We start from the raw sequence: 19,268 nt of genomic DNA, 5'->3' as shown, positions 1-19,268 counted from the left end.
CCGCGATGAACGCCACACCCGACAATCCACGCGACCTGTTCGAGGCCGCGCTCGCGCTCGCGCCGGCCGAGCGTGGCGCCTGGCTCGCCGAGCACTGCCGCGACGACGCGCAGCGCGCCGAAGTGCTGCGCCTGCTCGCCGCCGACGCCGACACCGGCGAACGCCTGCTCGACGAGCCGTTCGACCAGTTGCTCGGCCGCGTCGGCGAGGTCGAGGCACCACCGCAACCGCTGCCGCACGGCACGCTGGTCGGCGACTACACGCTGATCGAGCGCCTCGGCGAAGGCGGCTATTCCGTCGTCTACCGCGCCGAACGCGAACAGGCCGGCGTGTGCCAGGCCGTCGCCCTGAAACTGCTGCATCGCGGCCTGCACACGCCCGAGGAGCAACGCCGCTTCCGCGACGAGCGGCGCGCACTCGCGCAGCTGCGCCATCCCGGCATCGCCCGCCTCATCGAAGGCGGCGTGACCGACGCGGGCGTGCCGTACATCGCGCTCGAACTCGTCGACGGCGAACCGATCACCGACTACGCCCGCACGCACCGGCTCGACCTGCGCGCGCGCCTGCGCCTGTTCGTCGCGGTCTGCCGCGCGGTCGAAGCGGCGCATCGGGCACTGATCGTGCACCGCGACCTCAAGCCGTCGAACGTGCTCGTCACGCGCGATGGCGAGGTGAAGCTGCTCGATTTCGGCATCGCCAAGCTGCTCGATGCGGGCGACGACGCGACCCGCACGCAGCGCCAGGCGATGACGCCCGCGTACGCGGCGCCGGAACAGTTCGCGCTCGGCCAGATCACCACCGCGACCGACGTCTATGCGCTCGGCGTGCTGCTCGGCGAACTCGTGACCGGCCAGCGCCGCGCGCCCGGCGACGCGCACACGCCGTCGTCGCGCATCGGCGAGGACACCGACGAGTCGCTCCTGCCGGCGCCCGCGCGCGTGGTGCGGCGCCAGCTGCGCGGCGATCTCGACAACATCGTGCTGAAGGCGACCGCGGCCGAGGCCGAGCGCCGCTACGCGTCGGCGGGCGCGTTCGCCGACGACGTCGAACGCCATCTCGCGGGCCAGCCGGTGCAGGCGCATCCGCCGTCGCGCTGGTATCGCGCGCGCAAGTTCGTCGCGCGCCACCGCGGCGGCGTCGCGAGCAGCGCGCTGTTCCTCGTCGCGATCCTCGCCGCGCTCGCGCTCGCACTGTGGCAGGCGCACCGCGCCGAAGTGCAGGCGCAGCGCGCGCAGGTGCAGGCGCGCCGCGCCGAAGCGGTGCAGGCGTTCCTCGGCGACGTGTTCCGCGCCAACTCGCGCAACCAGCCCGACGCGGCGAAGGCGCGCCAGACCACCGCGCGCGAGCTGCTCGACCTCGGTGCGCAGCGCGTCGACGGCGCGATGACCGACGTGCCCGAGGCGAAACTCAGCGTGCTGCAGTTGTTCGCCCAGCTCTACGACGACCTCGAGCTCGCCGACGAAGCGCTGCGCGTGCGCCGCCAGGCGGTCGAGCTCGCGCGCGGCGTGTACGGCGCGTCGTCGCCGCAGGTGGCCGACGAGCTCGTCCACCTCGCGAGCGCGATGCAGAGTTCGCGCGCGACCGGCGACGAGCGCAAGGCGGTGCTCGAGGAAGCCGGCCGCATCCTCGATGCGCAAGGCGACGTCGACTCGCCGACGCGCGGCGCATGGCTGCGCCGCCAGGCCGAGTATTACTGGAACTACGATCCACCGCGCGCGTACGACTACGCACGGCGCGCGGTGCGCCTGTTCGAAGCGAAGCCGCCGTCGGTCGACCTCGCCGACTCGCTGCTCAGCGCGGGTATCCAGGCATTGCAGCTGCACAAGCTGGCCGAAGCGACGGCCGCGTTCGCGCACGCGATCGAAATCGCGAAAGTCGTGCCCGACGCCGCGCCGAACGCGGTGAAGTACTACGCCTACCTCGGCGAAGCGCAATCGCAGCAGCTCGACCTCGCCGGCGCGGAGCGCAGCCTGCGCGCGGCCTGGACGATGGCCAGGCGCGACAGTGGTGCCGAACACATCGACGTGCTGCAGACCCAGCAGCGCCTCGGCGGCCTGCTCTGCGACATGGGGCGCATGCAGGAAGGCCTCGAGCTGCTGCGCGGCGCGAAGCAGCTCGCGATCAAGCTGCGCGGCGCCGATGACCCGTTCCACACCCGCGCGGTGCTGAGCGCGCTCGGCCGCTGCGAGGCGAACGCGGGCGACCTCGCGGCCGCGCTCGCCGACGCGCAGGCGGCGACCGCGATCGATCGCAAGAACCGGCCCGGCAGCCTCGACCTCGCGCTGCGCCTCGAACGCGAAGCTGCCGTGCTGATCGAACTCGGGCGCGATGCGCCCGCGCAAGCCGACCTCGACGAAGCCGCCGCGCTGCGCACGCAGGCGAAGCAGCCGCGCGGCAGCGAGGCGTTCGCGGCGAACCTGCGCCTGCAGACCACGCTCGCGCTCGCGCGCGGCGACCTGGCGCGCGCGCGCGAGCGCCTCGGCGAACTGCAGGCCGACCTGGGCGACGCGGCCGTGTCGTTCGACCGCCTCGACCGGCGCCTGCTCGCCGCCGAAGTCGCGCTCGCCGCGGGCGATGCCACGGGCGCCGCGGTCGAGGCCGACGCCGCCGTGCAGGCGATCGCGCGCAGCGGCCAGACCGACGCGCTCGACGCATGGAGCGCGCGCGCCGCGCTCGACGCGGGCCGCGCCGCACTGCTCGCCCGCGATACCGCGACCGCGCTGCCGTCACTGCACCGCGCGCTCGATCTGCGTCGCAAGCTGCTGCTCCCCGCGAGCCCGAAGCTGGCCGAGGCGATGATCGCGCTCGCCGGCGCCGAACTCGACCACGGCGACCGCGCCGCCGCACGCGTGCTCGCCGCCGATGCCGCGTCGATCCATGCGGCGCAGCCGGAACTCGGCGATCAGTACCGCCGACCGTTGCGCGACCTGCAAGCGCGTGTGCGCGCGGAGTAACCGGCAGTGGAAACGGCGAAAGCCTGAAATCTTTCAGCTCCGCTCTTCCGCCTTCATCCCCGCGCCGACGGCGAAGCCGAGCTCGCTCGCCTCGAACGCGACACGCTCGGTGCCGAAGCTCGTCTGCGCGAGCACGCGGGCGCGCGTGACCTTGATGAGCCAACCGTGCTGCTCGAGCGGCTCGCTCGCGCGGAACGCCTTCGGCGTGAGCACCGCGGCACACGCGCGGTGCTGCGGATCGCGCACCGACGCGTAGCGGATCAGCGCGATGCCCGCCTCGCGCGCGCCGCGCGCGAGTGCCTGCGTCGCGACGTAGCTGGCCGGGTCTTGCCACAATGTGCTCTGGCGCGCGAACGGCGCGTCGCCGAGCACGATCGCCTGGCCGGCGACCGCGGCCCGGAACACCGTGTGCGGCACCGGCGGCAGGTCCGGCGTCGCGGGCGAATCGGCGAGGAAGCGCAGGCGCCAGTAGGCGACCTCGGCGAGCGCGGTGTGCACGGCCGCGGCGCCGTACCAGACGCCGGGATCGCCGATGCCGCGGAAGCGCGAACCCGCGGGCGGCGGCGCCGGATAGCGGAACGGCGTGGCCAGCAGGTAGTGCAGATGTGCCGCCTCGGCCGGCAGCGGCGGCTTGCCCGCCTCGAGCAGGTCCTCGAGCACGCGCTGCTCGGCGAGCGTGTCGACCAGGCGCATCGTCGACGCGCGGTGCTGCGCTTCGACCACGCGCCACGGCTTCATGCTGATGCGGCGCGCCGCCTTGCGCAGCGCGTCGAGGGTCGGGATGTTCATGCGAGGGACCTCGGCTCACGCGGCATCCTGGCGAGGTCCCGTCGCAGGAGCCGCGACGCGCTCACAGGCGCGCGCGCGCGCTGTCGAGGTAGTGCAGCACGTGCACGAGGCCTTCGGCGTCGCGCATGCGTTCGAGCGGGCGCGTGCCGCCGAAGGCCGCGTTCGCGGTGGTGAGCCACGCGCGTGCCGCGGCATCGTTCGAGCCGACGATCGCGTCGAGCGAACGGAACACGCGCACCCACAGTGCGGCGAGCTGGCCGGGCTTGCTCGCCGGGTCGAGCGGCGCGCGCGCCGCGCGCGAGATCGTCGAGGGACTCACGCCGATGATCTCGGCGAGCGTGCGCTGAGGCACGTCGAGGATTTCCGCCGCGCGCAGGGCGGCCCGGGTGAGCACGCGGCCCGGGTCGGGCGCGGCGGCGGACTTGCGGGCAGCGGACGGATTCATCGCGGTGGCGCCGGTGGCGGTCTCGTTCAGCTGCAATTATCCGCGTAGGGCGTTGCACATGCAATGTTCAGCCGAAGAACCAGTAGCACACCGCGATCGACGCGAGCACCCCGGCGAGGTCGGCCAGCAGCGCGCAGCCGACCGCATGCCGCGTACGGCGGATGCCGACTGCGCCGAAGTAGACCGCGAGCACGTAGAACGTCGTCTCGGTGCTGCCCTGCACCGTCGCCGCGAGTAGCGCGGGGAAGCTGTCCGCACCGTGCGTCTTCATCGTCTCGATCAGCATCGCGCGCGCGGCGCTGCCGGAGAACGGCTTGACCAGCGCGGTCGGCAACGCGTCGACGAAGCGCGCGTCGAGGCCGAGCGCCTGCACGCACCCGCGCACGCCGTCGAGGGCGAAGTCGAGCGCACCCGAAGCACGCAGCACGCCGACCGCGCAGAGCATCGCGACGAGGTACGGCAGCAGGTCGCGCGCGACCTCGAAGCCCTGGCGCGCGCCCTCGACGAAACTCTCGTACACCGGCACCTTGCGCCACGCGCCGACCGCGAGAAACGCGAACACGATCGCGAAGAGGGTGAAGTTGCCGAGCAGCGACGACAGCGGCGCGAGCGCCGCCGCCGGCAGCGCGAGCAGCACGCTGATGAACGCGCTGAGCAGCACCGCGACTGCGAGCAGGCAGACCAGCACGAGCGGATCGCGCAGCTTGATCTTCTGCATGAACGCGACGGCGAGCAGGCCGGCCAGGGTCGACGCACTCGTCGCGAGCAGGATCGGCACGAACACGAGGGTCGGATCGTGCGCGCCGGCCTGCGCGCGGTACATGAAGACCGACACCGGCAGCAGGGTCAGCGACGACGCATTCAGCACGATGAACAGGATCTGCGCGTCGCTCGCGGTCGTCTCGCTCGGATTGAGCGTCTGCAATTCGCGCATCGCGCGCAGGCCGATCGGCGTCGCCGCGTTGTCGAGGCCGAGCACGTTGGCGGCGAAGTTGAGCGTGATCAGGCCGATCGCCGGGTGGCCGCGCGGTACGCCCGGCATGAGGCGCGCGAACAACGGGCCGAGCAGCCGTGCGAGGCGCTCGATGAGCCCGGCCTGTTCGGCGATGCGCAGGAAGCCGAGCCAGAGCGTGAGCGTGCCGAACAGCAGGATCATCACTTCGACCGCGAGCTTGGCCATGTCGAACAGGCTCGCCACCATCGCGGCGAACACGCCGGGGTTGCCGCCGAGCAGCCATTGCGCGAGCGCGGCGAGCGCCGCGACGAGGAAGAAGCCGAACCAGAGCCGGTTGAGCATGCGCGCACCGTCGACGGGACCGCGGCAAGCATCGCACAGGAACTGTCCCGCGCGGGCCGCGTCGGGCACACTCGCGTGATGGACGACAACGCGAGCGACGACAAACCGTACTCGGCCGCCTGCGAGCGCAACCGCGAGCCGATCCTCGGCGTGCTGCGCGACTGGTTCGCCGATCGGCGCCGCGTGCTGGAGATCGGCAGCGGTACCGGGCAGCACGCCGTGCATTTCGCCGGGGCACTGCCCGCGCTCGCCTGGCAATGTTCCGACCGCGTCGAGAACCTGCCCGGGATCGGTGCCTGGCTCGCCGCGGCGGCGCTGCAGAACACGCCCGCACCGCTGCTGCTCGACGTCGCGAGCGGGCCGTGGCCGAGCGGTCCGTTCGACGCGCTGTTCAGCGCGAACACGCTGCACATCATGGCCTGGGTGGAGGTGGAGGCGCTGTTCGAAGCGCTGCCGGCGCTGGCGACGCGCGACGCCAAGCTCGCGATCTACGGCCCGTTCGACGTCGACGGCCACCACACCAGCGAGAGCAACGCGGACTTCGACGCGTTGCTGAGGTCACGCGCACCGCACATGGGCCTGCGCGACGTCGCCGCCGTCGACGCGCTCGCGCGCGCCGCGGGCTTCGCGTTCGTCGCCGACGTCGCGATGCCGGCGAACAACCGCCTGCTGCTCTGGCAACGGGCCTGAGCGCGCCGCTCAGGCATCCCCGACATCGGCCGCGCGGACGACGCGGTTGCGCCCTTCGCGCTTGGCGCGATAGAGCGCCATGTCGGCGACGCGCAGCAGGTCGGCCGACGCGCGCGCGTCGCCGGGACACCAGGCGAGGCCGATCGACGCGGTGACCGGCGTCAGCGTCTCGCGCAGGTGCCACACCTGCAGTCCCTCGACGAGTTCACGCATGCGCTGCGCGCGCTCGTACGCGCCGTCGGCGTCCATCTCGGGCAGGATCAGCGTGAACTCCTCGCCGCCGAAGCGGCAGGCGATGTCCTCGGCGCGACTCTGCCACTGCAGCAGGCGGCCGACCTGGCTCAGCAGGGCGTCGCCGCCGTCGTGCCCGTGCGTGTCGTTGAAACGCTTGAAATGGTCGAGATCGATCATCAGCACCGCGAGCGGCAGCGAACGGCGCTGGCAGCGCGCGAGTTCGCGCTCGAGCGACTCCTCGAGATAACGTCGGTTGAACAGGCCGGTCAGCGGATCGCGGATCGACTGCACGCGCAGCGTCTCCTGCAGGCGCAGGTTCGACAGCGACAACGACAATTGCTCGGCGACCGCGACCACGATGTCGCGCGCGGCGACCGCGAGGCGGTCGCGGCCGGAAAAGTACAGGAACCCCATCACGTCGCCCTGCGCCGCGAGTGGCACGCACAGGCACGACGCGGGCACCTCGGCCGGCGGCACGCTCGCGTGCGCGCAGCACATGCCGGCGTGCACGTCCGCGACCTCGTAGGTGCGCCCGCGGCGCAGTGCCCAGCATTCCTGCGGCGACAGCAGCGACGCGCTCGGCACGACGTGCGCGCCCCACACGCCGATGCCTTCGACGAGGTCCTGCGAGGCACGCACGAGGTAGACCGCGCCGCCGAGGTCGGGCAGCAGGCGCTGGCACGCATCGCGCGTGACCGCGATCGCTTCGGCGGTGTTGCGGCAGCTCTGCAGCATGCCCGCGTACCGGCTCATCTCGCGCGTCTGGCTCGCGCGCAGGTGCAGCTCGTCGACCTTCTCGTGCAGGGCGAGGTTGGCTTCCTGGGTGTGCGCCTCGGCGCGCGCGCGCGAGCGCGTCTCGACGAGCATGCGCCGCCCGACGAGCGCGAGGATGCCGATGCTCGAGGCGAGGCCGAGCAGCGTGAGCAGGCGCAGTCGCGTCGCGTCGGCGACCGCACGCGCCTGGCGCGTCGCCATCAGCGCTTCCTCCGCTTCGACCGTTTCCGCATGCAGCGCGGCGATCCGCGCCATGAGATCGCGGCCCTTGCCCGCGACGACGAGCTTGCGCGCCGCGTCGTAGCCGTCCGAGCGGAACGCCTGCGCGGTCGCCATCGCGATCTGCATGCGCTGCTCGGTCAGTTCGGCCAGGCGGTGCACGCGCTCGGACTGCTCCGCGTTGTCGGCGACGAGCTTGCGCGTGTCCGCGAGCGCATCGCGCGCAAGGCGCGTCGCCGCGTAGAATTCCTGTTCGTAGTCGACCTGGCCGGTGACGAGGTAGCCGCGCTGCGACGCTTCGACCTCGCGGATCGCCGCATGGTCGCGCTCGAGCGCGCGCAGCACCGCATTGGTGTGGTCGACCCAGTCGAAGCTGTCGAGGAAGCGGCTCGTGCCGAGCCACACCGCGATCGCGACGAACGCCATGACCAGCGAGGCCACCACCATGCCGGCGAGCACGCGTTTCCTGAGTCCGGCCGGCATCCGCGCCTCCTGCGTTCGTTGCGCCGGCATCCGGCGCGCCACGTTCGGTTTATACGCCCGCGCGCGGGCAACGGATGCGGACGACGTCGACTTTCCGCATCGCCGCACGCGGATCGCGCGGGCGCGGACGGCGGGCGCATGAGCCGGCCGCTGCTGGTCGGCTGGAGTGGCGGCAAGGATTCGACGCTCGCGCTCGAACGCCTGCGCAGCGACCCTGCCTGGCGCGTCGTCGGCCTGCTCACGAGCGTGACCGAAGCGTACGACCGCATCAGCATCCACGGCGTGCGCCGCTCGATCCTGCACGCGCAGGCGGCCGCGCTCGACCTGCCGCTGTTCGAGGCGGCGATGCCCCCGCAGGCCGACAACGCGACGTACGAGGCGTCGTTCGCCGCGGCGCTCGCGCGGGCGCGCGCGGCCGAACCCGGCCTCGACGCGATCGCGTTCGGCGACCTGTTCCTCGCCGACGTGCGCGCGTACCGCGAGGCGCTGCTCGCGCGGCTCGGCTGGCGCGGCGTTTTTCCGCTGTGGGGCGAAGACACGCGTCGGCTCGCGCGTGCGTTCGTCGCGCGCGGCCATCGCGCGATCCTCTGCTGCGTCGACACGCAGCAGCTCGACGGCGCGTTCTGCGGGCGCGACTACGACGCGGCGCTGCTCGCCGACCTGCCGGCGGGATGCGACCCGTGCGGCGAGCACGGCGAATTCCACACCTGCGTGCACGGCGGACCGCTGTTCGCCCGCTCGCTCGAGCTCGTGCGCGGCGAGCGCGTGCTGCGCGAAGACCGCTTCGCCTACGTCGACCTCGTCGAGGCGTCCTCTGCGGCGTCCGGCTCGTAGCGGTAGCCGACGCCGTACACCGACGCGATCGGATCGACGCCCGCGTCGGCGAGCTTGCGGCGCAGGTTCTTGATGTGGCTGTCGACGGTGCGCTCGCTCACCACGCGATGGTCCTCGTAGGCGGCGTCGATGAGTTGCGCGCGCGAATAGACGCGGCCGGGCTGCTGGCTCAGCTTGCGCAGCAGGCGCAGTTCGACCGGCGTCAGTTCGAGCCGGCGGCCGCGCACGCGCGCCTCGAAGCGGTCGTCGTCGAGTTCGACCGCGCTCGCCTGCGGCTGGCCGCGCGCGGCCGCGCGACGCAGCACCGCGCGCACGCGCGCGACCACCTCGCGCGGGCTGAACGGCTTGCAGATGTAGTCGTCGGCGCCGAGTTCGAGGCCGAGCAGGCGGTCGATCTCCTCGACGCGCGCGGTGATCATGAGGATCGGCAGGTCCGACTGCGCGCGCACGCCGCGGCAGATCGCGAGGCCGTCCATACCGGGCAGCATGAGATCGAGCAGCAGCGCGTCGGCGGCCTGCGCGCGCACCCACTCGATCGCGCCCTCGCCGGTCTCGCGCACGCCGACGCGATAGCCGGCCGCGACGAGGTAGTCGCGCAGCAACGCGGCGATCTTCGGCTCGTCCTCGATCACGAGCACGAGCGCGCTCACGCGCGGCCCTCCGCCGCGAGCGGCAACTCGACCACGATGCGCAGGCCGCCGAGCGGCGACGGCTGCGCGTCGATGCGGCCTTCGTGCGCGTCGACGATCGCGCGGCAGATCGCCAGGCCGAGACCGGCGCCGCCATGCACGCGCGAACGCGCGGCGTCGACGCGATAGAGGCGATCGAACAGCTTCGGCAGCGCCTGCGAGGGCACGCCCGGCGGCGTGTCGTCGACGACCAGCCGGACCGAGCCGTCGCGCGCCGACAGCGCGAGGCGGATGCGCCCCGGCGATTCGGTGTGGCGGCGTGCGTTCGCGAGCAGGTTGTCGACGAGCTGGGCGAGGCGGCGCGCGTCGCCGCGCACGACGATGCGACTCGCCGCGGGTAGTTCGAGCGCGAGGCCGTCGTCGGCGCAGCCGGCCACCTGCATCGCTGCGGCCTGTTGCACGAGCTCGGCGAAATCGAGCGGCTCGAAGCGGTACTCGAGCGCGCCCGCGTCGGCGAGCGCGAGCTGGTACAGGTCTTCGACGAGCCCGCCGAGGCGCTCGCATTCGGCCTGCAGCGAATCGAACGCGGCCGGCGTCGGCAGCCGCACGCCGTCCTGCAGCGCCTGCACCTCGCCGCGCAGGACGCTCAGCGGCGTGCGCAACTCGTGCGCGATGTCCGCGCCCCAGGCGCGGCGCGCCTCGCGATTACGGTCGAGCGTCAGCGCGAGGTGGTTGAAATCGCCGGCGAGTTCGCCGAGTTCGTCGCTGCGCGAGGCGTCGACGCGGCGCGCGTAGTCGCCGTCGGCGAGCGCGCGCGTCGCCTGCGCGAGTGCGCGCACCGGCGCGAGCAGGCGGCGCGCGAGCGCGAACGCGAGCGGCAGCGCGAGTGCGAGGATCGCCAGGCCCGCGATCAGCGCGTCGCGCGCTTGCGCGCGTGCGAACGCGCTGTCGATCGCGTCGCCGAGCTCGGGCTGGCGGCCGAGCCGCAAGCGACCGACCTCGCGGCCGTCGAGCATCACCGCGATCGACGGTGCGTCGGCCGACACGTGCGGATTGCCGACGACGCGTTCGCCCTGCGCGTCGACGAGCAGCAGCCGTTGCATGAGGTCGGGCGGCCCGCGCGGCGGCCCTCGGCGCGGTTCACGTGCGGCATCGTCGGGCGGCGGCATGTCGCCGGGCGGCGGCGGTGGCATGTCGCCCGGCGGCGGCGGCAGGTCGGCGGGCGGTGGCGGCACGTCGCCGGGTGGCGGCGCGGCATCGGGGCGCCCGCGCGGGCGCCAGCGGTCGAGCTCGACATAGTCGCCCAGCCGCCGCGGCGCGCTGCGCAGGAACTGCCAGTCGCCGTGCTCCGCGTACGCCGTGGCGAGCCGCTCCGCCGACGGCGCGAGGCGCCGCAGCGCGACCGCATCGAGGTAGTCGAGGAAGGCGCCGCGGAACGCATGCTGCTGCCACGCGAGGAAGCCGAGCAGCACCGCGCCGCTGAGCAGCGCGAACGCGATGAACAGGCGTTGCCACAGGCGCAGGCGCAGCTTCGAACGCGGTCCGGACATGCCGCCACGATAGCGCCGGCCCCGCGCACCGCAAGGCGCGCGCGCGTGAATCCTCGATTTCTCCACGATCCCTGCGTTCGCGCTGCGCATTCCGTTGCGATCGTCATGCTCCGGCGATCCGCCGCATCCCTGGAGCCGTTCGATGAAGACGCAGACCTTGGCCGCCCTGTTGACCACGATGCTCGCGGCCAGCGCAGGCGCGCAACCGATGCCGCCCGAGCCCGGCCCGCCGCCGCGCGGCCGCGCCGACGTGCCGCCGGCCGAAGCCCTCGCCGCGATCCCCGGCGTCGACGCCGCGCAGCAGGCCGAACTGCGCAGGATCCTGCGCGAACGCCGCGACGCGCTGGAAGCGCTGCGCGACAAGTCGCACGCGGCGTTCGAAACGCAGCGCAGGCACGACCGCGACGAGGCGGAGCGGATCGACGACCAGAGCGGCGAGCGCATCCGCAAGCTGCTCGGCGACGAAGGCTATCGCCGCTACGCGCAATGGCTGCTGCCGCACGCGCGCCGCGGCGACGACGCGCACGACGGCGATCGTCGCCCGCCTCCGCCCGTCGACGGTGCGGCGCCGGCGCGGTCGTGACTGCGGCCGCCGCGCGTCGCGCCGGCGCGACGCGCAAGGACGAACTCACGGCGACGCTGGTCGAGTGCCTGCTCGAGCGCGGCGTCGCCGATCTTTCGCTGCGACCGCTCGCCGCGCGCGCGGGCACGAGTGCGCGCCTGCTCGTCTACCACTACGGCTCCAAGGATGGCCTGCTCGGCGAAGTGCTGCAGGTGATCCAGCGGCAGCTGCATGATTCATTCCTGCGCGCGGTCGAGCGCACGCCGCGCGTGACGCTGCTGCGCACCCTGTGGGACTGGGCACTGAAGCAGCGCAACTTCGCCTACCTGCGGCTCTGGTACGAGTTGCAGGTGCTCGCCGCGCGCGACGGCGGCCCGGCGCGCCACCTCGAGCGCGGCACGTTCGAGCGGCTCGGACTGTTCGAGCGCGCGTTGCCGCGGTCGAAGCGGCGCGCCGCGCTCGCGACGCTGTGTTGCGGCGTGTTCGACGGTCTGTTCATTGCCGTGCTCGCGGGCGGCGACCGCCGGCGCGCGAGCGCGGCGATCGACGCGTTCGTCGAGCTCGCGCCGCAACGCACGCGTTGAGGCGGCCGGTCGGAGCGCGCCGCGTCGCCTACAGCGGCGCGAACAGCTCGGCGACGTCGGCCTCGTCGAAGCGCAATGCCTGCGTGCTGCCGCCTTCGAGCACGGCGCGCGCGAGTTCGGCCTTGCGCTGCTGCAGGCCCTGGATCTTCTCTTCGACCGTGCCTGCGCAGATGAGCTTGTAGACGAACACGGGCTTGTCCTGGCCGATGCGGTGCGCCCGATCGGTCGCCTGCGCCTCGACCGCGGGATTCCACCACGGGTCGTAATGGATGACGGTATCGGCCGCGGTGAGGTTGAGACCGACGCCGCCGGCCTTGAGGCTGATCAGGAACACCGGCACTTCGCCGGCCTGGAAGCGTTCGACCAGTGCCGCGCGTTGCGTGCCCGGCGTGTCGCCGGTGAGGCTCTGGTAGGCGAGGCCGCGTTCGTCGAGCGCGTGCGCGACGAGCCCTAGCATCTCGGCGAACTGGCTGAACACGAGCACGCGCCGACCTTCCTCGACCAGGCTGCCGAGCAGGTCGAGCAGGTACTCGAGCTTGGCCGAGCCCTGCACGCCGCGCGCGCCTTCGAGCTTGACCAGGCGCGGATCGCAGCAGGCCTGGCGCAGCTTGAGCAATGCGTCGAGCACGACGATGCCGCTCTGCGCGAGGCCGCGCCGGCGCACTTCGTCGAGCACGCGCTCGTGCTGGGTCAGGCGCAGGGTTTCGTACAGTTCGCGCTGGTCGCCCTCGAGTTCGATGCGTCGCGCGATCTCGGTCTTCGGCGGCAGCTCGGACAGCACGTCCTCCTTGCGCCGGCGCAGCAGCAGCGGCGCGATGCGCCGGTTCAGCCGCTCGCGCCGCTCGACGTCGCCGTGCTTCTCGATCGGCGTGCGGAAGAAGCGCGTGAAATGCTTCTCGTCGCCGAGCAGGCCCGGCTCGACCGCGTCGAACTCGGCCCACAGTTCGCCGAGGTGGTTCTCCAGCGGCGTGCCGGTCATCGCGATGCGCTGGCGCGCGTCGATCTCCCGCACGAGCTTGGCGACCTGGCTCTTCGCGTTCTTGATCGCCTGCGCCTCGTCGAGCACGAGCACCGAGTACGCGTGCGCGACGAGCGCGTCGCGGTCGCGCAGCAGCAACGGGTAGGTCGTGATGACGAGGTCGTGCTGCGGGATCGCTTCATGCAGCCCGTGCCGCTCCGGCCCGTGCACGACGAGCACGTCGAGGTCGGGCGCGAACCGCGCGGCTTCGTCGGCCCAGTTCGCGACGAGGCTGGTCGGCGCCAGCACGAGCGCTGGCCGGTCGAGCCGCTCGCGACGCTTCTCGGCGAGCAGGTGGGCGAGCACCTGCACCGTCTTGCCGAGGCCCATGTCGTCGGCGAGGATACCGCCGAGGCCCGCGTCGGCGAGGAAGCCGAGCCAGGCGAGGCCGTCGCGCTGGTAGCCGCGCAAGGTCGCGCGAAAGCCTTCCGGCTCGCGCGCGGGCTCGCGCGGTGCGCGCAGGCGTTCGAGTTGCGCGCGCAGACGTTCACCGCCTCGCCAAGGTCGCTCGATGCCGCTCGCGACCTTCTCGAGCACGTCGGCCTGCGCGCGGCGCAGGCGCAGGCGCAGCGCGCCATCGTCCTCGCGCAGCGGTACCTGCAGCCATTCGAGCAGCGGCGCGATCAACGCGCGCAGCTTCGCCAGCGGCAGCGGCACGCGCCGGCGCGCATCGATCGGCACCAGCCACATCGCGTCCTCGGGCTCGCCCTTGCGCGCGACGAGCGGGAACGCGGGATCGGTGAGCAGGCGGTGCAGCACGGGCAGCAGGTCGATGCGTTCGCCGCCGACGTCGATGCCGAGGCGCAGGTCGAACCACGGATTGCCGGTCTGTTCGTCGACTTCGGCATACCAGTCGCTCGGCTCGTCGAGCAGCGCGAACGGGAAACCTTCGTCGGATTCGAGCCGGAAGCCGAGGTCGCGCAGGCGTGGTGCGAGCGCGAACAACTGGTCGGCACCGCCGACCTGGCCGCGGCCGTGCTCGAGCACGAAATCGTTGTCGGTGACCGCGTCGGCGGGAACGCCGGGCAGGCGACCGAGCGTCTCGGCGGGCACCAGGCCGACTTCCTCGAGGCGATCGCTCGCGGCGACTTCGCTTGCGCGATCGCGCGCGATCTCGACCACGCGTTCGCCGACGCGGCGGCGTTCGCGCGCGGGCGCGGGGAACATCGGCAGGCGCACGCCACCGTAGTCGTAGCCCAGGCGCGCGAAACCGGCCTGGTAACGCGCACCGGCCGCGGTCACCGCGGGCGCCGCGCGCAAGGTGAGCACCGGCACCGGCGCGACCGTGCGGCGCTCGACCGCGGTCTCCAGCGGCGGCGGCAACGCGGCGAGCAGCGGCGTGTCGCGCCAGCGCTCCATCAGCAGCGGCACCTGCTCGGGCAGCAGCGGCGGCGCGCGCAGCACCGCTTCGGCGAGGCGCGTGTTGCCGTCGATGCGGCCGAGCTCGCGCGCGACCGGATCGAAGTACCAGAGGCCGCCGACACGCAACAGGCGCGTCTTCGCGGCGGCACCGTCGACACTCAGCGCGAGCTTCTGCGTGCCGTCGTCGCGCGCTTCCCAGCCGATGCGCAATGCGCGCAGCGGCCCCTGCACGAGGCGTCCCGCGGACGCCTTTTCGAAGAAGCACGGCAGTGCGCCGAGCAGCGTTTCGAGCAGCGGCTCGTCGCCACCGCTGGCGAGCTGGAACCAGCCGCCGCTGCCGCCGAACGCGGGCGCGCGCATGCGCAGGCCCGCGACGAGCTGGAACGTGTCGGCATCGAGGCCGCTCCACGGCGCCGGATCGGCCCACGAGGGCTGCAGCGGCTGCGGCGTCGCGTAGCCGCCCTTCTTGCCCGGCTTCACGCGCACGACCTGCGCCTGCAGCGACGGCAGCGGATGGCTGTTGTCCGCGCGCAGCATGATCGCGCAGACCGACCCTTCCGAGTCGTTCGCTCGCGCGCCGCGCGCGTCGTCGTTCGCGCGCGCGAGGCGCGCATCGCCGCTCGGCGCGCGCAGGCCGTCGAGCCATGCCTTCCACGCGCCGAGTTGCGGCGTCGGCGGCTCGAGTTCGGTGCGCGGCTGCCCGGCCGGCTTGCCCTTGAGTTCGTACAGCACGGTCGCGGCGACGTGCTTGCATTCGAACTCGAGCGGACAGGTGCAGTAGCTGTCGAGCCGCGCGTTCTGCCCGTCCCACTTGAGGCGCACGCCGGCTGCGTACGGATCGCGCGCGGTGCCCTCGACCATGCCGACCAGCGCGCCCTCGCCGTCGCCGGCCTCGTAGTGCGCGCCGAGCACATAGCCGCGCCGCAGGTAGTCCGCGCCCTTCTCGATCGTGTGCGGATCGAACAGCGTGGTCCAGTGGCGCGCCAGCAGATCGCGGAAGGTGGTCTCGTCCATGCGGATGACCGGAGCAGTCCAACCTTGCATGGTGCACGCATCGACGCATCGGCGTCCAGCGCGGGACGACGCGCGACGCCAAGCGCCGGGCGGCGCGCGCGACCGCCGTGCCGGCGCGCACGCCGGCGCGGGCGGTCGGCCTTAGGCGGCGACGCGCGAACCGAGCGGATTGCGCCAGGCCGCGAGCAGGTCGTCCTGGCGCTTCATCGCGGCGGCGTGGTGGCGTTCCTTGACGTGGCCGTAACCGCGGATCTGTTCGGGCACCGAGGCGATGTCGACCGCGAGCGCGAGATTGCCGGGCGAGAGGCCGGCGAGCAGCTCGTCGACGGTCTTGCCGTAGTCGGCGATCAGGCGGCGCTCCATGCGCCGCTCGGCGGTGTAGCCGAACACGTCGAGCGCGCTGCCGCGCAGTCCGCGCAGTTTCGCGAGCAAGCGGAACGCGGAGAACACCCACGGCCCGTACTCGGCCTTGCGCAGCTTGCCTTCGGCGTCCTTCTTCGCGAACAACGGCGGCGCGAGGTTGAAGTGCAGCTTGTAGTCGCCGTCGAACGTGTCCTTGATGCGCTGTTCGAACTCGCCGCTCGTGTACAGGCGCGCGACCTCGTACTCGTCCTTGTACGCCATCAACTTGAATGCGTAGCGCGCGACCGCTTCGGCGAGCTTGCCCGAACCCGGTGCCTTCGCCTGTTCGGCCGCGCGCACCTTGTCGACGAGCGCCTTGTACTTCGCCGCGTAGGCCGCGTTCTGGTAACCGGTGAGGAACTTCACGCGCCGCGCGACCTGCTCGTCGAGGCTCGCGCTCAGCGTCGCGTCGTCGAGCGGATCGGCGGCGACGCTGCGCGACGGCAGCGCGAGCGGGATCGCACCCGACGTCCGGTGCGGCGCGATGCCCGCGGCTTCGCGCACGCTCGCGATGTCGTGCGCGCCCATGCGGCCCCACGCGAACGCGGCCTTGTTCATCTCGATCGCGGCGCCATTGAGCTCGATCGCGCGCATGAGCGCGTCGTGCGAGAGCGGCACCCAGCCCTTCTGCCAGGCGTAGCCGAGCATGAACAGGTTCGCCGCGATCGTGTCGCCGAGCAGCGCGGTCGCGAGCTCGGTCGCGTCGACGACCTCGGGCGATTCGCCGCCGAGCGCGGTGCGCACCGCGTCGATGATGCCCTGCGCCGGGAACTGCATGTCCGGCTTGGTGGTGAACGTGCCGGGCATCGCCTCGTAGCTGTTCAGCACGACGCGCGCGCGGCCGGCGCGGATCTTCGACAGCGCCCAGTAGTCGTTGACCACGACCATGTCGCAGCCGAGCACGAGGTCGGCCTCGCCCGCGGCGATGCGCACCGCGTGGATGTCCGCCGGCGTCTTCGCGATGCGCAGGTGGCAGGTGACCGCGCCGCCCTTCTGCGCGAGGCCGGTCTGGTCGAGCACGGTGCCGCCCTTGCCTTCGAGGTGAGCGGCCATGCCGATCAGCGCGCCGATCGTGACGACGCCGGTGCCGCCGATGCCGGTGACGAGGATGTTCCACGGCTGGGCGAGGTCGCTCGCGAACGCCGGCGACGGCAACGCCGAGAAGTCGACCGCGCCCTTGCCCTTCTTCTTCCTGAGGCCGCCGCCGACGACCGAGACGAAGCTCGGGCAGAAGCCCTTCACGCAGGAGAAGTCCTTGTTGCAGTTGCTCTGGTCGATCTCGCGCTTGCGCCCGTACTCGGTGTCCTTCGGCAACACCGACACGCAGAACGACTTCTCGCCGCAGTCGCCGCAGCCTTCGCAGACGAGCGAGTTGATGAAGATGCGCTTGTTCGGGTCGACCATCTTGCCGCGCTTGCGGCGGCGGCGCTTCTCGGTCGCGCAGGTCTGGTCGTAGATGAGCACGGACACGCCCGGCACGTCGCGCAGGCGCTTCTGCACCGCGTCGAGCTCGTCGCGGTGGATGAACTCGACGCCGGTCGGGAAGATCTCCGGCTGGCTCCACTTGGCGATGTCGTCGGACATCACGATGATCGTCTGCACGCCCTCGCTGCGCACCTGGTGCGCGATGTCGGGCACGGTGAGCGTGCCGTCGACGGGCTGGCCGCCGGTCATCGCGACGGCGTCGTTGTAGAGGATCTTGTAGGTGATGTTGACCTTCGCCGCGATCGCCTGGCGGATCGCCAGCGAGCCGGAATGGAAGTAGGTGCCGTCACCGAGGTTCTGGAACACGTGCTTGGTCTCGGTGAACGGCGCCTGGCCGCACCAGGTGACGCCTTCGCCGCCCATCTGCGTGAAGGTGTCGGTGCGCCGGTCCATCCAGGTGACCATGTAGTGGCAGCCGATGCCGCCGAGCGCGCGCGAGCCTTCCGGCACCGCGGTGGAGGTGTTGTGCGGGCAGCCCGAGCAGTAGTGCGCGGCACGCGGGAAGTTCGCGCGCGGCAGCGTGAGTTCCTTTTCCTTCGCCTCGATCCACGCGACGCGCGAGGTCATCGCCTCGCTGGTGAAGAAGCGGCCGAGGCGCTTGGCGATCACCAGCGCGATCATCGCCGGCGTCAGTTCGTTCGTCGACGGCAGGATCCAGTTCCCTTCCTCGTCGTACTTGCCGACGATGTGCGGGCGAGCGTCCCAGTTGAACATGTATTCCTTCATCTGCGACTCGATGAAGGAACGCTTCTCCTCGACGACGATGACGTCCTCGAGGCCGCGCGCGAACGCGCGGATGCCGATCGGTTCGAGCGGCCAGGTCATGCCGACCTTGTAGACGCGGATACCGATGTCGCGCGCCATCGCGGCGCTGATGCCGAGGTACTCGAGCGCCTGCAGCACGTCGAGGTAGCTCTTGCCGGTGGTGACGATGCCCAGGCGCGCCTTCGGCGAATCGAGCACGACGCGGTCGATGCGGTTCGCGCGCGCGAACGCCTGCGAGGCCTGCACCGCGTACTGGTGCAGGCGCATCTCCTGGTTCAGCGGCGGATCCGGCCAGCGGATGTTGAGGCCACCCGCGGGCAGCGCGAAGTCCTCCGGCAGCACGATGTCGAGCTGGTGCGGATTGACGTTGACCGACGCCGACGACTCGACCGTCTCGGCGATCGTCTTGAAGCCGACCCAACGCCCGGTGAAGCGCGACATCGCCCAGCCGAGCAGGCCCATGTCGAGGATGTCCTGCACGCCGGCGGGGTTCAGCACCGGCATCATCGCCGAGACGAACTCGAGCTCGCTGCCGTGCGGCAGCGTCGACGAGCGGCAGGCATGGTCGTCGGCCGCGAGCGCGAGCACGCCGCCGAACGCCGAGGTGCCGGCCGCGTTGCCGTGCTTGAACACGTCGCCGCAGCGATCGACACCCGGACCCTTGCCGTACCACATCGAGAACACGCCGTCGTACTTCGCGCCGGGGAACAGGTTCGCCTGCTGCGTGCCCCACACCATCGTCGCGCCGAGGTCTTCGTTGAGGCCGGGCGTGAATTCGATGTTCGACGCCGCGAGATGCTTCTTCGCCTTCCACAGCTCGAGGTCGAAACCACCGAGCGGTGAACCGCGGTAGCCCGAGATGAAGCCGGCCGTGTTCTGGCCCGCGGCGCGGTCGCGCATCTGCTGCATGAGCGGCAGGCGCACCAGCGCCTGCACGCCGGACAGGTAGATGCGACCTTCGGTACGCGTGTACTTGTGCTCGAGCGTGTACTCGCGGTCGACGAGCACGGGCTCGATCTGGTTGGCGGGGACGGACATGGCGGCTACCGGCGAAGGGGGCTGGACAAGAGCGGGATTGTAGCAGTCGGGCGCGGCCGGTCGCGCGCCGACGAACCGAGACCGGCGCAACGAGCGCCGGCACGGCACTTGATCCAGATCACCGAGCCGCCGGTGGGCGA

13 protein-coding genes are annotated in these 19,268 nt (G+C 72.1%); 5 read left to right on the top strand and 8 right to left on the bottom strand.

Annotated features, from left to right (window positions below; all coding sequences use genetic code 11):
• The first annotated feature begins 5 nt into the window (after positions 1 to 5).
• Positions 6 to 2,954 (top strand): serine/threonine-protein kinase, encoded by a 2,949-nt coding sequence (locus FHW12_RS09090; RefSeq protein ID WP_182530682.1) that lies wholly within the window; start codon positions 6 to 8, stop codon positions 2,952 to 2,954.
• A 33-nt stretch (positions 2,955 to 2,987) separates the two neighbouring features.
• Here FHW12_RS09090 and FHW12_RS09085 read toward each other — a convergent pair whose 3' ends face one another.
• The 3 genes from FHW12_RS09085 to FHW12_RS09075 all read right to left on the bottom strand — a co-directional run bounded on the left by FHW12_RS09085 (position 2,988) and on the right by FHW12_RS09075 (position 5,485).
• A complete protein-coding gene (locus tag FHW12_RS09085) occupies positions 2,988 to 3,743 on the bottom strand; it encodes an RES family NAD+ phosphorylase (protein WP_182530681.1) in 756 nt (251 codons plus the stop codon).
• Between the two features lie 61 nt (positions 3,744 to 3,804).
• Positions 3,805 to 4,188, bottom strand: a complete 384-nt coding sequence (locus tag FHW12_RS09080) for an MbcA/ParS/Xre antitoxin family protein (protein WP_182530680.1) — start codon at positions 4,186 to 4,188, stop codon at positions 3,805 to 3,807.
• Between the two features lie 67 nt (positions 4,189 to 4,255).
• Positions 4,256 to 5,485, bottom strand: a complete 1,230-nt coding sequence (locus FHW12_RS09075) for a nucleoside recognition domain-containing protein (protein ID WP_182530679.1) — start codon at positions 5,483 to 5,485, stop codon at positions 4,256 to 4,258.
• A 78-nt stretch (positions 5,486 to 5,563) separates the two neighbouring features.
• Here FHW12_RS09075 and FHW12_RS09070 point away from each other — a divergent pair, with 78 nt between their 5' ends.
• Positions 5,564 to 6,175: a DUF938 domain-containing protein gene (locus FHW12_RS09070; RefSeq protein ID WP_182530678.1), complete on the top strand. Its 612-nt coding sequence runs from the start codon at positions 5,564 to 5,566 to the stop codon at positions 6,173 to 6,175.
• Between the two features lie 9 nt (positions 6,176 to 6,184).
• On the opposite strand, the gene FHW12_RS09065 is transcribed toward FHW12_RS09070, so the two are convergent.
• A complete protein-coding gene (locus tag FHW12_RS09065; RefSeq protein WP_182530677.1) occupies positions 6,185 to 7,885 on the bottom strand; it encodes a sensor domain-containing diguanylate cyclase in 1,701 nt (566 codons plus the stop codon).
• Between the two features lie 138 nt (positions 7,886 to 8,023).
• Between FHW12_RS09065 and FHW12_RS09060 the strand changes: the two genes are divergently transcribed.
• Complete coding sequence (locus FHW12_RS09060) at positions 8,024 to 8,719, top strand: ATP-binding protein (RefSeq protein WP_182530676.1); 696 nt, start codon at positions 8,024 to 8,026, stop codon at positions 8,717 to 8,719.
• Here FHW12_RS09060 and FHW12_RS09055 read toward each other — a convergent pair.
• Positions 8,674 to 9,369: a response regulator gene (locus tag FHW12_RS09055; protein WP_182530969.1), complete on the bottom strand. Its 696-nt coding sequence runs from the start codon at positions 9,367 to 9,369 to the stop codon at positions 8,674 to 8,676. The genes FHW12_RS09060 and FHW12_RS09055 overlap by 46 nt on opposite strands.
• Positions 9,366 to 10,898 (bottom strand): ATP-binding protein, encoded by a 1,533-nt coding sequence (locus FHW12_RS09050; protein ID WP_182530675.1) that lies wholly within the window; start codon positions 10,896 to 10,898, stop codon positions 9,366 to 9,368. Before FHW12_RS09050 ends, FHW12_RS09055 begins: the two co-directional genes overlap by 4 nt.
• Positions 10,899 to 11,040: 142 nt before the next feature.
• On the opposite strand from FHW12_RS09050, the gene FHW12_RS09045 reads away from it, so the two are divergent.
• Positions 11,041 to 11,481: a periplasmic heavy metal sensor gene (locus FHW12_RS09045; RefSeq protein WP_182530674.1), complete on the top strand. Its 441-nt coding sequence runs from the start codon at positions 11,041 to 11,043 to the stop codon at positions 11,479 to 11,481.
• Entirely contained in the window at positions 11,478 to 12,044 is a 567-nt protein-coding gene (locus FHW12_RS09040; RefSeq protein ID WP_182530673.1) for a TetR/AcrR family transcriptional regulator, read from the top strand. The genes FHW12_RS09045 and FHW12_RS09040 overlap by 4 nt, the downstream gene beginning before the upstream one ends.
• 28 nt (positions 12,045 to 12,072) lie before the next feature.
• Here the strand turns inward: FHW12_RS09040 and FHW12_RS09035 are convergent, their stop codons facing one another.
• Entirely contained in the window at positions 12,073 to 15,438 is a 3,366-nt protein-coding gene (locus FHW12_RS09035) for a DEAD/DEAH box helicase (protein ID WP_182530672.1), read from the bottom strand.
• Positions 15,439 to 15,579: 141 nt separating this feature from the next.
• Positions 15,580 to 19,128 (bottom strand): indolepyruvate ferredoxin oxidoreductase family protein, encoded by a 3,549-nt coding sequence (locus FHW12_RS09030; protein ID WP_182530671.1) that lies wholly within the window; start codon positions 19,126 to 19,128, stop codon positions 15,580 to 15,582.
• Positions 19,129 to 19,268: the final 140 nt, after the last annotated feature.

The organism is Dokdonella fugitiva, assembly GCF_014138265.1.
Taxonomy (GTDB): Bacteria; Pseudomonadota; Gammaproteobacteria; order Xanthomonadales; family Rhodanobacteraceae; genus Dokdonella_A; species Dokdonella_A fugitiva_A.
This window is presented reverse-complemented; position numbering and strand designations above follow the sequence as displayed.

Coding starts and splice junctions, on each gene's coding strand:
- FHW12_RS09070 (WP_182530678.1), top strand. CDS start 5,564: ATGGACGACAACGCGAGCGACGACAAACCGTACTCGGCCGCCTGCGAG.
- FHW12_RS09080 (WP_182530680.1), bottom strand. CDS start 4,188: ATGAATCCGTCCGCTGCCCGCAAGTCCGCCGCCGCGCCCGACCCGGGC.
- FHW12_RS09060 (WP_182530676.1), top strand. CDS start 8,024: ATGAGCCGGCCGCTGCTGGTCGGCTGGAGTGGCGGCAAGGATTCGACG.
- FHW12_RS09035 (WP_182530672.1), bottom strand. CDS start 15,438: ATGGACGAGACCACCTTCCGCGATCTGCTGGCGCGCCACTGGACCACG.
- FHW12_RS09075 (WP_182530679.1), bottom strand. CDS start 5,485: ATGCTCAACCGGCTCTGGTTCGGCTTCTTCCTCGTCGCGGCGCTCGCC.
- FHW12_RS09090 (WP_182530682.1), top strand. CDS start 6: ATGAACGCCACACCCGACAATCCACGCGACCTGTTCGAGGCCGCGCTC.
- FHW12_RS09030 (WP_182530671.1), bottom strand. CDS start 19,128: ATGTCCGTCCCCGCCAACCAGATCGAGCCCGTGCTCGTCGACCGCGAG.
- FHW12_RS09065 (WP_182530677.1), bottom strand. CDS start 7,885: ATGCCGGCCGGACTCAGGAAACGCGTGCTCGCCGGCATGGTGGTGGCC.
- FHW12_RS09050 (WP_182530675.1), bottom strand. CDS start 10,898: ATGTCCGGACCGCGTTCGAAGCTGCGCCTGCGCCTGTGGCAACGCCTG.
- FHW12_RS09085 (WP_182530681.1), bottom strand. CDS start 3,743: ATGAACATCCCGACCCTCGACGCGCTGCGCAAGGCGGCGCGCCGCATC.
- FHW12_RS09045 (WP_182530674.1), top strand. CDS start 11,041: ATGAAGACGCAGACCTTGGCCGCCCTGTTGACCACGATGCTCGCGGCC.